Source organism: Paractinoplanes aksuensis (genome assembly GCF_024137025.1).
GTDB lineage: Bacteria > Actinomycetota > Actinomycetes > Mycobacteriales > Micromonosporaceae > Actinoplanes > Actinoplanes aksuensis.
On record NZ_JAMYJR010000024.1, the window covers coordinates 63,116 to 75,528 of the forward strand.

13 protein-coding genes are annotated in these 12,413 nt (G+C 71.1%); 7 read left to right on the forward strand and 6 right to left on the reverse strand.

The genetic code is table 11. The features are described from left to right. Positions 1-20: 20 nt before the first annotated feature. The 4 genes from M1L60_RS22270 (at position 21) to M1L60_RS22285 (ending at position 4,963) form a co-directional block, all read left to right on the forward strand. The gene (locus M1L60_RS22270) at positions 21-1,022 is read left to right on the forward strand and encodes a glycosyltransferase family 4 protein (RefSeq protein ID WP_253239403.1); all 1,002 of its coding nucleotides are present in this window, start codon (positions 21-23) and stop codon (positions 1,020-1,022) included. Positions 1,023-1,179: 157 nt separating this feature from the next. Next, the gene (locus M1L60_RS22275; RefSeq protein WP_253239404.1) at positions 1,180-2,322 is read left to right on the forward strand and encodes a glycosyltransferase; all 1,143 of its coding nucleotides are present in this window, start codon (positions 1,180-1,182) and stop codon (positions 2,320-2,322) included. Then, complete coding sequence (locus M1L60_RS22280; protein WP_438862143.1) at positions 2,322-3,413, forward strand: glycosyltransferase; 1,092 nt, start codon at positions 2,322-2,324, stop codon at positions 3,411-3,413. The genes M1L60_RS22275 and M1L60_RS22280 overlap by 1 nt, the downstream gene beginning before the upstream one ends. Positions 3,414-3,421: 8 nt before the next feature. Next, a complete protein-coding gene (locus tag M1L60_RS22285; protein WP_253239406.1) occupies positions 3,422-4,963 on the forward strand; it encodes a glycoside hydrolase family 130 protein in 1,542 nt (513 codons plus the stop codon). Here M1L60_RS22285 and M1L60_RS22290 read toward each other — a convergent pair. Together M1L60_RS22290 and M1L60_RS22295 are read right to left on the reverse strand one after the other, a co-directional pair. Further along, positions 4,902-5,486 (reverse strand): response regulator transcription factor, encoded by a 585-nt coding sequence (locus tag M1L60_RS22290; protein ID WP_253239419.1) that lies wholly within the window; start codon positions 5,484-5,486, stop codon positions 4,902-4,904. The two genes, M1L60_RS22285 and M1L60_RS22290, sit on opposite strands and share 62 nt — an antisense overlap. Positions 5,487-5,536: 50 nt before the next feature. After that, a complete protein-coding gene (locus M1L60_RS22295; protein ID WP_253239407.1) occupies positions 5,537-6,640 on the reverse strand; it encodes a sensor histidine kinase in 1,104 nt (367 codons plus the stop codon). A gap of 108 nt (positions 6,641-6,748) precedes the next feature. Here M1L60_RS22295 and M1L60_RS22300 point away from each other — a divergent pair, with 108 nt between their 5' ends. Continuing rightward, positions 6,749-7,399, forward strand: coding sequence for a YqeB family protein (locus tag M1L60_RS22300; RefSeq protein ID WP_253239408.1), 651 nt, complete (start codon positions 6,749-6,751; stop codon positions 7,397-7,399). Here the strand turns inward: M1L60_RS22300 and M1L60_RS22305 are convergent. The 3 genes from M1L60_RS22305 to M1L60_RS22315 form a co-directional block, all read right to left on the reverse strand. Then, a complete protein-coding gene (locus M1L60_RS22305; RefSeq protein WP_253239409.1) occupies positions 7,375-8,217 on the reverse strand; it encodes a methyltransferase domain-containing protein in 843 nt (280 codons plus the stop codon). The two genes, M1L60_RS22300 and M1L60_RS22305, sit on opposite strands and share 25 nt — an antisense overlap. An 88-nt stretch (positions 8,218-8,305) precedes the next feature. Beyond that, positions 8,306-8,716 carry a type II toxin-antitoxin system VapC family toxin gene (locus M1L60_RS22310; protein WP_253239410.1) on the reverse strand — a complete coding sequence of 137 codons (411 nt, stop codon included), beginning with the start codon at positions 8,714-8,716 and terminating at the stop codon, positions 8,306-8,308. Further along, on the reverse strand, positions 8,713-8,991 hold the full coding sequence (locus M1L60_RS22315; protein ID WP_253239411.1) for a type II toxin-antitoxin system Phd/YefM family antitoxin: 279 nt from the start codon (positions 8,989-8,991) through the stop codon (positions 8,713-8,715). Before M1L60_RS22315 ends, M1L60_RS22310 begins: the two co-directional genes overlap by 4 nt. Before the next feature lie 171 nt (positions 8,992-9,162). Here M1L60_RS22315 and M1L60_RS22320 point away from each other — a divergent pair, with 171 nt between their 5' ends. Next, on the forward strand, positions 9,163-10,185 hold the full coding sequence (locus tag M1L60_RS22320) for a Gfo/Idh/MocA family protein (RefSeq protein WP_253239412.1): 1,023 nt from the start codon (positions 9,163-9,165) through the stop codon (positions 10,183-10,185). 58 nt (positions 10,186-10,243) lie between these two features. Here the strand turns inward: M1L60_RS22320 and M1L60_RS22325 are convergent, their stop codons facing one another. Continuing rightward, positions 10,244-10,789 (reverse strand): TetR/AcrR family transcriptional regulator, encoded by a 546-nt coding sequence (locus M1L60_RS22325; protein ID WP_253239413.1) that lies wholly within the window; start codon positions 10,787-10,789, stop codon positions 10,244-10,246. 62 nt (positions 10,790-10,851) lie between these two features. On the opposite strand from M1L60_RS22325, the gene M1L60_RS22330 reads away from it, so the two are divergent. Further along, positions 10,852-12,291 (forward strand): MFS transporter, encoded by a 1,440-nt coding sequence (locus M1L60_RS22330; protein ID WP_253239414.1) that lies wholly within the window; start codon positions 10,852-10,854, stop codon positions 12,289-12,291. The last annotated feature ends 122 nt before the right edge of the window (positions 12,292-12,413 follow it).

The window sequence follows — 12,413 nt, forward strand, 5'->3', positions numbered from 1 at the left end:
ACCTGTACGCGGCATTTGTCATGAAGGTCGCCATGCTGGGCCCGATCGCCTGGCGCACACCACCGTTGCACTACGGCCCGTGGGAGCTGGTGACCAGCCTGATCACCGAGGGGCTGGTCGAGCGGGGCATCGACGTCACGCTGTTCGCCACCCTCGATTCGATCACCAAGGCCACCCTGGACGGGGTCGCTCCGAGCGGGTACGAGGAGAACCCCGACCTGGACGGCCGGGTCTGGGAGGCCCTGCACATCGGACACGCGCTGGCCCGCTCGGGCGAGTTCGACCTCGTGCACAACCACCTCGACTGGCTGCCCCTGGCCTTCTCGCACCAGAGCGCGGCGCCCATGGTGACGACGATCCACGGCTTCTCGGGGCCGAACATCCTGCCCGCGTACCGGCGCGGCCGGTCGGCGTACGTCTCGATCTCGGACAGCGACCGCTCCCCCGACCTCGACTATCTGGGCACGGTGCACCACGGCATCGATCTGGACGGGCTGCCCTTTCTCGAGGAGGGCGGGGAGGACCTGATCCTGTTCGGGCGCATCCACCCGGACAAGGGCACCGACCTGGCCATCGACATCGCCGCCCGGGCCGGCCGGCGGCTGGTCATGTGCGGGATCGTGCAGGACCGCGCGTACTTCGAGGAGCTGATCGAACCGCGGATCGACGGCGACCGGGTGGTCTACCTCGGCTCGGTCGGGCCGGAGGACCGGGGCGCGATCCTCGGGTCGGGGCTGGCGTTGCTGCACCCGATCCGGTTCGCCGAGCCGTTCGGGTTGTCGGTGGTGGAGTCGATGGCGTGCGGGACGCCCGTGATCGCGTACCGGAAAGGGTCGATGCCGGAAGTGATTGACGACGGCATAACCGGGTATCTCGTCTCGAATGCTGACGAAGCGGTCACGGCCGTCGATCGGGTACGGGACCTCGACCGGGCCGCCTGTGCCCGCCGCGCCCGGGAGCGGTTCTCGCGCGACCGCATGGTCGAGGACTACCTGTCGATTTACCGGAAAATCGTCGGGTGAATGGTCCTTCTTGTTAACGTCGTAATGTGAATTGCGTGTTAATCCGGGCCATTTCCCGGGTCCCCGCAATGGCGATTGCGCGCGCCCGGCACAGCCCTGTCCGGGTGCGCTGAGCCGTGCTGCGGGGAGGCAGCCGCAGAGCGAGAAAGGCCTTGTCATGCCCGCCACGTACGGTTTTCTGAGCACTTACCCGCCGACCCAATGCGGTTTGGCGACCTTCAATGCAGCTCTGGCCACGCACCTGAACACGAACGGCGGCTCGGGAGTCGTCCGGTTGCTCTCCTGCGACAGTGTCAGCGGCGGTATCGAACTGGACCGGGGCGCTCCGCGGACCGTGCACACGTGGCACACCGACACCCCCGGCGGCTGGCGGGCGGCAGCGGCCGTGCTCAACCGCTACGACGTGGCGATCCTGCAGCACGAGTACGGCATCTATCCCGGTGACGCCGGTAACGAGGTGCTGCCGCTGCTGCGCGCGCTCCAGGTGCCCTCGATCGTCGTGTTGCACACCGTGCTCAGCGCGCCCGACCCGCTGCAGCGCCAGGTGCTCGAACAGATCGCCGAGACCGCCGACGCCGTGGTCACCATGACCGACACCGCCCGGCAGCGGCTCACCACCGGGTACGACGTCGACCCGCGCAAGATCTCGGTCATCCCGCACGGCGCGGGCAGCCGCGGCACCGGCCCGCGCGAGACCCACGACCGCCCGCACCTGCTGACCTGGGGACTACTCGGCCCGGGCAAGGGCATCGAGTGGGCCATCCGAGCGCTGGCGCTGATCGAGAAAGAGAATCCCGTCTACACGGTGGCCGGTCGTACGCACCCGAAGGTTCTGGAGCACTTCGGCGACACCTACCGTGACTCGCTGAAGGCGCTCGCCGCGTCGCTCGGCGTCGCCGACGATGTGCGCTGGAACGACGCGTACCTGGAGGAGGACGACCTGACCCGGCTGATCCGGTCGGCCGACGTGGTGGTGCTGCCCTACGACTCGACCGAGCAGGTCACCTCGGGCGTGCTGATCGAGGCGGTCGGGGCCGGCATCCCGGTCGTGGCCACCGAGTTCCCGCACGCCGTGGAGCTGCTGGCCGACGGCCCGGGCCTGCTCGTGCCCCACCAGGACCCGGAGGCGATGGCGTCGGCGATCCGGCACGCGCTGGCCGAGCCCGGACTGCCCGGACGGCTCACCGGTCTGGCCGGCGGCCCCACCCTGCGCTGGCCGGCCGTCGCCGCCCGCTACCAGGCCCTGGCCAACGGCCTGCTCGCCACCCGGTCCCCGCTGGCCGCGCCGGTTCCGGCGTGATCACGGCCGCCGGTGGGCTCCGGCTCGTCCCGCCGCCCATTCAGCTCGCCGACGCCCCACCGCCCGACTGGAGTCACGTCGCCCGCCTGTCCGACGACACGGGCCTGCTCGAACACGCCCGCAACGCGATCGTGCGGCGCGAGCACGGCTACTGCGTCGACGACGTGTCGCGCGGGCTGCTGCTGATCAGCCGCGAGCCCCGGCCCACGGCCCAGCTGGTCGGGCTGGCCGAGCGCTACCTGGCCTTCCTCACCCATGCCCAGGCGCCGGCGGGCGGTTTCCGCAACCGGTTCTCGTACGAGCGGCAGTGGGAGGACGAGCCGTCGCTGGGTGACTGGTGGGGCCGCGCGCTGTGGGGGCTCGGCACCGCGGCCGCGCGCTCGACCGTGCCGTGGATCCGCCGCGAATCGATGAACGCTTTCCTCATGGGCTGCCGGGAACGGTCGCCGTGGTCGCGGGCCATGGCGTTCGCCGGGCTGGGCGCGGCCGAGGTGCTGCGGGCCGACCCGCGGGCCCGGGAAGCGGCCGAACTGCTGGCCGACGCGGCCACCGTGATCGGGCTGCCCTCGAAAAAAGAGGCGGACTGGGTCTGGCCCGAGCCCGAACTGACCTACGCCAATCCGGCCCTGCCCGAGGTGCTGATCGCCGCCGGTGACCTGCTCGGTGACGAGACCCTGCTGCGGTCGGGGCTCAAGATGCTGGCCTGGCTGTGCCGCGAGCAGGACAACGGCGGGCACCTGTCGGTGGTGCCGGTCGGTGGCTGGCGGCCCGGCGTGCCCAAGCACCGCTTCGACCAGCAGCCGATCGAGGCCGCGGCCACCGCCGACGCCTGCGCCACCGCGGCCGCGGTCACCGGCGACGAACGCTGGGACGAGCAGCTGTTCCGGGCGATCGCCTGGTTCCTGGGCGACAACGACGGCCAGAAAACGATGTACGACCCGCTAACCGGTGGATGTTATGACGGACTGACGGCAACTGGTCCTAATGTGAATCAAGGAGCCGAATCCACCCTCGCGCTCGTCTCCACGCTGCAGCACGCCCGCACGTTGGCGACCCGGAGCGCGACCCGACCGTCAGGCGGCCTAGCGTGACCGCAACCATGAGCAAACAAGACATGATCACCAGGCACGACGTCGTCATGCAGCCGGACGGCCGGCGCGTCGTGATCAAACTGTTCGTCCCGGGCGAGGACTCGCACACCGTCAAGAACCGGGCCGGCCGGCTCATCGAGCGCATCATGCAGCTCGACGAGGACGAGACCGGCCGCATGCTGGACGACGTGCTGACCCGTTTCGGCGGCCGCCACCACGACCTGCTGGGCACCTTTCAGCACCACTACGACCTGGTGCAGCACCGGGTACCGCCCGAGATCGAGCTGTCGCCGACCGCGCGCACGCTGATCGGGGCGTACTTCAGTCACGAGTTCGCCATCGAGGCGGCCGCGCTGTGCAACCCGTCGATGGTCGAGCACCCCGACCAGGCCGGCCTCGAGCCGGGCGAGCTGCGGGTGGCGATCAGCCTGCGGCAGATCGGCGAGGGGCACATCTCGTCGATCGGCTTCTGCTCGGCCGTGCTCGGGCCCGGCGATCAGCTGCGCATGGAGGACCGCGACGGCCCGCTCATGGTCGGCCAGCGGGTCGACGCCACGCACTGGAAGAACCAGCTGGCGGCGGCGCTGATCGACGCCGAGATCGACAACGAGGCGTCCTCGTACGTGATCTCGGTGCTGCCCGAGCGGTTCACCGACGTCGAGTTCGAGGACGTCATCTCGCACGTCCCGGGCGAGCTGCTGGCCCGGCCGCACTCGCAGGAGACGATCGACCGGATCCGGCACATCGTCTCCGAGGACTACGCGCTGCAGTTCCCCTGCGCGGTGCCGCTGCACCAGCGCGTGATGTGGCCCGCCACCCCGGCCGAGAGCAACGGCATGGAGGACGCGCGGTTCGTGCGGGTCACCGACCCCGACGGGCGCAAGGTCTACCAGGCCACCTACACCGCGTACGACGGCCGGCAGATCTCCGGCCGGGTGATCTTCACCCGCGATCTGCGGCACTTCGAGGTGACCCGGATGAGCGGGCCGGCCGCGCGCAACAAGGGTGTGGCGCTGTTCCCGCGCTACATCAACGGGCAGAAGATGGCGCTCTGCCGCAACGACGGCGAGACGCTGGGTCTGGCCGTCCGCGACGAGCAGCACCGGTGGCAGCTGTCGGCGCCGCTGCTCATGCCGCACCGGGGCTGGGACCTGATCCAGGTCGGCAACTGCGGCTCGCCGATCGAGACCGAGGCCGGCTGGCTGGTGCTGACCCATGGTGTCGGCCCGATGCGGCGCTACGCGATCGGCGCCATGCTGCTCGACCTGGACGACCCGTCGAAGGTGCTGGCCGACCTGCCCGAGGGCCTGCTCTTCCCGGACGAGATCGAACGCGAGGGGTACGTGCCGAACGTGCTCTACTCGTGCGGCGGGCTCGTGCACGACGGGCGCTTCTGGATGCCGTACGGGGCCAGCGACGTGCGGATCGGGTTCGCCAGCATGCCGCTGGACGAGCTGCTGGCCCGGATGGCGCCGGTCGGCCGCAAGGTCAGCGGGCGTCGTGGACAAGCAGGGCGATCTGCACCCGGTTCGTCAACGTCAGCTTCGTGAAGATCCGCGATACGTACGCCTTGACGGTGGCCGTGCTCATCAGGAGTTCCGTAGCGATCTCTTGATTGGTGCGGCCCTCGGCGATCAGCCGCGCGACGTCGGTCTCGCCCGGGCTGAGCCGGGCCAGCGCCGCGCGGGCCCGGTCGCGGCCCGGGTCGGCCCCGGAAACCATGCCGATCATCTTGCGCAGCACCTCGGGCGACATCATCGGCTCGCCCGCGGCGACCCGGCGCACGGCGTCGGCGATCTCGCGGGGCGGGGTGTGCTTGAGCAGGAAGCCGCCCGCCCCGGCCCGCAGCGCCCGCAGCACGTGCTCGTCGGTGTCGAACGTCGTCAGCACGATGACCTGGGGCGCGTCGGGGCGGCGGCGCAGCGACTCGGTGGCGCTGAGACCGTCCAGGCCGGGCATGCGGATGTCCATCAGCACGACGTCGGGCCGGTGGGTGTTGACCGCGGCCGCGACCTCGGTGCCGTCGGTGGCCGCGCCGACCACGTCGATGTCGTCGAACGCGTCGAGCATCATGGTGAGCCCGGCCCGCACCAGCGCATCGTCGTCAACGAGCAGAACTTTTGTCACGCCGGCCACGGGAGCCAGGCTTTCAGATGGAACTCGCCGGCGGCGGTCGGGCCATGTTCGAGACGGCCGCCCACGAGTTGCACCCGTTCCCGCAGCCCCGCCAGCCCCGAGCCCGCGCCCGGCATCTCGGCCCCGCCCGGCGCGAGCGCGTTGCGCACCGCCACGTCGAGGCCATGCTCGGCGCAGCCGCTGATCGCCACCCGCACGGGCGCCCCGGGCGCGTGCTTGCGGGCATTGGTCAGCGCCTCTTGCACGATGCGGTAGGCGTGACGGCCCACCGTCGCCGGAACGCCCTCGCCCCCGTCCAGCGTCAGGCCGACCTCGACACCGGCCGACCGGGACTGCTCGACCAGCGCCGGCACGTCACCCAGGGTGGGCTGGGGCTGGTTCTCGGCCGGGGCCCGCAGCATGTGGATCACCGAGCGGAGGTCCTCGAGCGCGTCGTGCGCGGTCTCACGAATCAGGCCGGCTGCGCGTTGCTCGTCGTCCGAGGCTTCACGGCGCACCTCCAGAGCGCCGGCGTGGACAGCCAGCAAGGACAGCCGGTGGGCCAGCACGTCGTGCATCTCGCGGGCCAGGCGTTCACGCTCGGCCAGCCGGGCCTGCTCGACCCGCAGCCGCTGCCCCTCCTCGGCCTGGCGGGCCCGCTCGGCCCACGAGGCGACCAGCTGGCGGTGCGAGCGGACCAGCATGGCGATCGCGACCAGGCTGACATGCAGCAGCACCAGGAAGATGACGGTCTCGTAGTAGAGACGCGTGCTGCCCAGCGCGATCAGGTAGATCGAGGCCACGAGCACGGCGTGCAACGCGGTCAGACCGGCCGCCACCCAGGCCGGGCGGCGCAGGCCGACGGCGAACAGCGCGAACGGGGTGGCCCCCATCGGCATCGCGAACAGGATGCCCAGCGGGATCAGCACCAGGGCCAGCGTGACCGGACGGGTGCGCCGGAAGAGAACCAGGCCGGCCACGGCCAGGACACCGGTCACGGCCTCGACCGCCACGGGCGCCCCGTCGCCCTCGGAGACCGAGTTCACCGCGAAGAAGAGGCCCAGCGCGACGGCGACCAGCGCCACCGACACCTCGACCAGCCATCTCCTCATGGTGCTGACGCTACCGACGCCGTACGACAAAAAGCAGTCGACTTTGGTCTACGCCGGGTCGACCCGAGTCGGTATCGGGCTGCTACCCGCGCCGGAAGACTCGGTGTCGTGCTGGAACAGGAAACGACAGTGCCCACGCCATGGTGGGCCCGGGTGCTCGCGTGGCTGCTGCTGCCGGTGGCCGGGGCCGCGCTGCTGTGGGGCATCCTCTGGGTGATCGACCGGCTGCCCTTCGGCGGCCCGTTCAACCTGATCCGGCGGCTGCCCGAGCCGTGGGACGTGGTGGTCGCGCTCGGCATCGGCCTGATCCTCGGGCTGATTTTCGCCGCGCTGGTCGACGCCGAGTCGCTGACCGTGCGGATCACGCCGACCGAGGTGGTGCTCACCCGGCCCGGCCATCGGCGCACGGTGCCCAAGGGCGAGATCGCGCTGGCCTTCCCCGACCGCGATCAACTGGTGCTGCTCGGGCGCACCGGGCGCGAACTGGCCCGGGAGCCGTCGCACCTGTCGAAACAGCGATTGATTACGGCGTTCGGCGCGCGCGGCGTGGCCTGGGCCGAACAGGATCCGTACCTCGACGCGTACCGCCGCTGGGTGCCCGGACTGCCCGATCTGCCCGACGCGGTGTTCACCGCCCGGCAGAAGGCGCTCAGCTCGGGCGACGACGACGATGCTCGCGAGCTGCGCGAGGAGCTGGGCCGCCTGGGGTACGTGGTGCGCGACGAGAAGAAGCGTCAGTACTGGCGCCGCGCCTCTTGAACCGTGCCGGTCACGGCCCAGATGGTGAGGACGGCCAGGAAGTCACCGCGGGCGCCGGCCTCGTCGATGTGCGAGAACCACTTTTCCCGTACGCCCGGAGGGGTCGTCCACACCTCGGCCGGGACCATCGGGTTGACCATCGGCAGCACCACCGCGGCCGACGCCGGATCGCCGAACACGCAGGTCACAGGGGTGGCGCTGATCTCGGCGAGTCCCTTGCCGACCAACCGGCGGCGCAGGGTGCGGCCCATGTCGACCTGCTTCGGCGTGAGACGGCCGTGCATGGTGGCGACCACGGTGCGGGCCATGGCCGGGGGCACGCCGTCGAAGGCGAGCGAGCTCCAGTCGGTGTCGATCAGGCTGATCCGCCCGCCGGGCCGGGTCACCCGCACGAGTTCGGCGATGGCCAGGTCGGCGTCGTCGACGTGCTGGAGCACCCGCTCGCACCAGACCCCGTCGACGCTGTCGGCGGGCAGGTCGAGGGCCGAGACGTCCCCGGTCGTGTAGCGCACGTTGCTGCCGTCGTGCCGCTCGACCGCGGCGGCGATGGTGGCGGCCGAGTAGTCGAGGGCGGTCACGCCCCCGGCCGGTCCGACCACTTTTGCCAACCGGCGGGCGACGTCGCCGGCGCCGGAGCCCGCGTCGAGGATCTGCCAGCCCGGCTCGGGGCGGAGCGCGTCCATCGCCGTACGGCGAACCCGCCGGATCTCGGGGTGCCGTCCCATCTCGTCGAGGGCGGCCAGCAGCATCGCCGTCATCTCACGAGGCTGCTGATCGAGATCAGCGAACGGCGTGCGTTCCATCTGCGCGGGCTTCATGGGACGAATGTTGACCCATCACGGTCGCTCCGCTGAAGCACCCGTCACCCATCCGACAGGTGATCTAACGGTCCGCAGCCCCGGCCGATCAGCTCTGGCCGGGGCTGGCCGCGGGCAGACCGGCGGCCTTGGCCGCGTCGAGCAGCCGCCGGTCATAGGTCACGAACGCGGTGAGCGCCGACCCTGACTCGTTCGTCAGCACCTGTGCGGTGGCGAGATGGATCGCGTCGAGGCTGCGCAGCGCCGGCTTGGCGAAGGCCGCCGCCGTCGCGCGGATGGTGCCGTCGATCTCGAGCCGGAACAGCCGCCCGATCGCGGCCGGAACGCCGACCAGCGCTTGGGGCGCCGACCGTCGCAAGGCCCGGGGCACCTCGATCTCGACCAGGGCGGACGAGACCAGGGGCGCGTCGTCGTGACTGTTGAGCCAGGCGACCAGGTCGGCCGTGTGCGCCTCGAGGCGGACGAGTTTGACGACGGCGGCCGAGTCGAGATAAATCACCAGCGTTCCTCGTCGCGCATGTCGGCCAGGACCGCGGCCGCCTCGACATCGCTGTCGCCGAGATGCGGTGGCAGCGGAACCGGGCCGCCCGCAGCGGGAGCCACTGCTCGCCCCGCGGCCACCAGCTTGGTGAGGGTCTTGCGATCGTCGCCGACCGGAACGAGCCGGGCGACGGGACGCCCGCGGTCGGTTATCTCCACGGTCTCGCCAGCACTGACCCGGGCCAGGACCTGGCTGGTGTTCTGGTTCAACTCGCGGACTCCTATACGCTCCATACCACGATTGTAGAACTTTAAGTTCTACAACGTCAGGACCTGGCCACGATAAATCAGATCGCGCCCGAGCGGCCTAGCTTGTCCACAGGCCCGGGCGCGACGCCGCGCAGTTGTCCACAGGTGCGGGGCAGCGTGCGAGAACAGAGCGCGGATGTGGCAAGGTTTCGAGACATGAGTGACGCGGTGCGGTTCGGGCTGGTCGGCTATGGCTCGGGTGGGCGAACCTTTCATGCCCCCCTGATCGCCTCGGCGGCCAATATCGAGTTCCTCGGCGTCGTCACGACGAACGACGAACGCCGCCAGCAGCTCGCCGAGCAGCACCCCACGGCGGCCGCCTTCGACTCGATCGGCGCGCTGGCCGAGGCCGGGGCCGAGGCGGTGGCGATCTCGACGCCGGTCACCACCCATGCCGACCTGGCACTCGAGGCCATCGGGCACGGGCTGCACGTGGTCTGCGACAAGCCGTTCACGCTGACCGCCGAGCGCGCCCGCGAGGTCGTGGCCGCCGCCAAGGCCAAGGGCGTGCTGCTCAGCGTGTATCAGAACCGGCGCTACGACTCCGACTTCCGCACGCTGCGGCGGCTCATCGACGACGGCCAGTTCGGCACGGTCCGGCGGTTCGAGTCGCGGTTCGAGCGATGGGCGCCCGAGCGCAAGCCGGGCGCGGCCGGCGGCGGCACGCTGCTCGACTTCGGCTCCCACCTGGTCGACCAGGCGCTGCTGCTCAACGGGCCGGCCGTCCGGGCGTACGCCGAGGTGCGGGGCAGCGGCGAGCTCGACGACGACTTCTTCCTGGCCCTGCACCATGTCAACGGCGTCGAATCGCACCTGTGGGGCAGCTGGCGCCAGGGCGCGCCTGGGCCGCGCTACCGGGTCGCGGGCACCACCGGCACGTTCGTGGTGGCCGGCGTCGACAGTCAGGAGGCGGCGCTCAAGGCCGGCCGGTCCCCGGCCGCGCTGGGCGACGAGTGGGGCGTCGAGCCCGAGGCCAACTGGGGTCACATCTACCGCGGCGACGACGGCACCCGGGTGCGCAGCGAACGCGGCCGGTGGGATCTCTACTACCCCGCCTTCGCGGCCGCCGTGCGGGGCGAGGGGCCGCTACCGGTCGACCCGGCCGACGTCGTGCGCAACATGACCGTGCTCGACGCGGCCCGCGAGAGCGCGCGCAGCGGGCAGACGATCAGGCTCTGAGGCCGCTCAGGCTTTGAGGTCGCTTACGCTTTTGAGGCCGCTGACGCTTTGAGGTCGCTCACGCTTTGAGGCCGCTCAGCGCGAACCCGAGCACCCGGTCGCGCTGCTCCTCGTCCACGTACGTGCCCGAGGTCAGGCCCGAGACCAGCCGCAACAGGTCGTCGAAGCTGGCGTCGGCGCGGACCTCACCGGCGGCCTGGGCGCGCTGGAACAACGGCTCGCCCGCCTCGTACATCGTCGCGCGGCACGAGCGGAACATCTCGGACTCGCGGTTGAGCGCCTCGATGACCGCTCGCTTGGTCTTGGCGTACGAGACGAACTGTTCGAGCCACGTGGTGAGCGCTTCCCACGGGGGCCGGTCGGCGACGGCCGCCGCGACCTGGCTGAGCTGGTCGATCTCTTCGACGTAGACCGCCTCGAACAGGTCTTGCCGGGTCGGGAAGTTGCGATAGAGCGTCCCGATGCCGACACCGGCCCGGCGGGCGACGTCTTCCAGCGACGCCTCGGTGCCGTTCTCGGCGAAGGCCTCACGCGCCGCGGCCAGCAACGCCTCGAAGTTCCGGCGCGCGTCGGCCCGCTGCGGACGGCGTACGGCAACCGCCATGGAGACGCTCCTCACAACTAAACCGGTGCGAACCGGAGGCACCCCTCCACTAATGTGGAGGCATGCCTCGACTTTACCAGCGTTCGCCGCGAACGACCTTCGCGGTCCTGGCCGCCGCCGCGGCGGCCTTCTCGCTCATGCAGTCGCTGGTCACGCCGGTCCTTCCGACGATCCAGCAGGACCTGCACACCTCCACCGGCACGGTCACCTGGGTGCTCACGGCCTGGCTGCTCAGCGCCTCGGTGGCCACCCCGCTGATGGGCCGCATCGCCGACATGACCGGCAAGGACCGCGCGCTGCTGGTCGCGCTGGCCGCGATCGCCATCGGCTGCCTGCTCGCCGCCGTCGCCCCCAACGTCACCGTGCTGATCATCGCCCGCGTCATCCAGGGCCTGGGCGGCGCGATCTTCCCGGTGTCGTTCGGCATCCTGCGCGACGAGTTCCCGCCCGAACGGGTCACCTCGGCCATCGGCGTGCTGGCCGCCGTCATCGCCACCGGCGGCGGTCTCGGCATCGTGCTGGCCGGCCCGATCGTCGGCGCCCTGAACTGGCGCTGGCTGTTCTGGCTGCCGCTGGCCGTCGTCGTCCTGGTCGGCCTGCTGGCCTGGCGGCTGGTTCCGGCCTCACCCGTACGCACCCCCGGCCGGGTCAACTGGCTGTCGGCCGCCCTGCTGTCCGGCTGGCTGGTCGCCCTACTGCTCCCGCTGAGCAAGGCCACGGCATGGGGCTGGACCTCGGCCCGTACGGTCGGATTCTTGTCGGTCGCCATCGTCCTGCTCGCCGCCTGGCTGCTGGCCGAACTCAAGTCGGCCGAGCCCCTGATCGACATGCGCATGATGCGCCTGCCCGCCGTCTGGACGGCCAACCTGGTCGCCCTGCTGTTCGGGGCCGCGATGTTCGGCGTGTTCGCCTTCCTGCCGCAGCTGATGCAGATCCCCCGCGAGTCGGGCTACGGCTTCGGCGCCACCGTCACCGGCGCGGGCCTGCTGATGCTGCCGATGCTGGTCACGATGGCCGTCTTCGGCTCCCTGAGCGGCCCACTGACCCGCTGGGCCGGCAGCAAGGCCCAGCTGCTGTGGGGCGCGGCGCTGAGCACGGTCGCCACCCTGTCACTCGCCCTGCGCCACGGCGCCCCGTGGCAGGTCGCGGTGGCCGGCGGCGTCTTCGGCATCGGCCTCGGCCTGGTCTACTCGTCCCTGGTCAACCTGATCGTCCAGAGTGTCCCCCGCCACCAGACAGGCGTGGCCAGCGGCATGAACACCAACATCCGCACGATCGGCGCCTCCATCGGCACGGCGGTGGTCAGCTCGATCATCACCAGCCACCCCGGCCCCCAGGGCCTCCCCGCCGAATCCGGTTACACGTCAGCCTTCCTCGTGCTCACCGCCGTCGCGGCCGCCGCCTTCCTGGTCGCCCTGCTCGTGCCGAGCGCTCGCAAATCCACCCCCGAGCCCGAACGAGTTCCGCAGGCCCTACCGGAACTCTCCCCCGTCGAGGTCTGACCACCCGACGACGAAGCGGGGGCCCCCCCCCGGGGGGGGGGGGGGGGGGTGGCCTGGGGGGTGTGTTGCGGGCAGCATGGCTTTCGTGTCTCAGCCTTCGCCTCTTGCGCCTGCTCGGCAGC

Coding starts and splice junctions, on each gene's coding strand:
- M1L60_RS22270 (WP_253239403.1), top strand. CDS start 21: ATGAAGGTCGCCATGCTGGGCCCGATCGCCTGGCGCACACCACCGTTG.
- M1L60_RS22330 (WP_253239414.1), top strand. CDS start 10,852: ATGCCTCGACTTTACCAGCGTTCGCCGCGAACGACCTTCGCGGTCCTG.
- M1L60_RS22290 (WP_253239419.1), bottom strand. CDS start 5,486: ATGATGCTCGACGCGTTCGACGACATCGACGTGGTCGGCGCGGCCACC.
- M1L60_RS22305 (WP_253239409.1), bottom strand. CDS start 8,217: ATGAAGCCCGCGCAGATGGAACGCACGCCGTTCGCTGATCTCGATCAG.
- M1L60_RS22285 (WP_253239406.1), top strand. CDS start 3,422: ATGAGCAAACAAGACATGATCACCAGGCACGACGTCGTCATGCAGCCG.
- M1L60_RS22275 (WP_253239404.1), top strand. CDS start 1,180: ATGCCCGCCACGTACGGTTTTCTGAGCACTTACCCGCCGACCCAATGC.
- M1L60_RS22295 (WP_253239407.1), bottom strand. CDS start 6,640: ATGAGGAGATGGCTGGTCGAGGTGTCGGTGGCGCTGGTCGCCGTCGCG.
- M1L60_RS22315 (WP_253239411.1), bottom strand. CDS start 8,991: ATGGAGCGTATAGGAGTCCGCGAGTTGAACCAGAACACCAGCCAGGTC.
- M1L60_RS22320 (WP_253239412.1), top strand. CDS start 9,163: ATGAGTGACGCGGTGCGGTTCGGGCTGGTCGGCTATGGCTCGGGTGGG.
- M1L60_RS22325 (WP_253239413.1), bottom strand. CDS start 10,789: ATGGCGGTTGCCGTACGCCGTCCGCAGCGGGCCGACGCGCGCCGGAAC.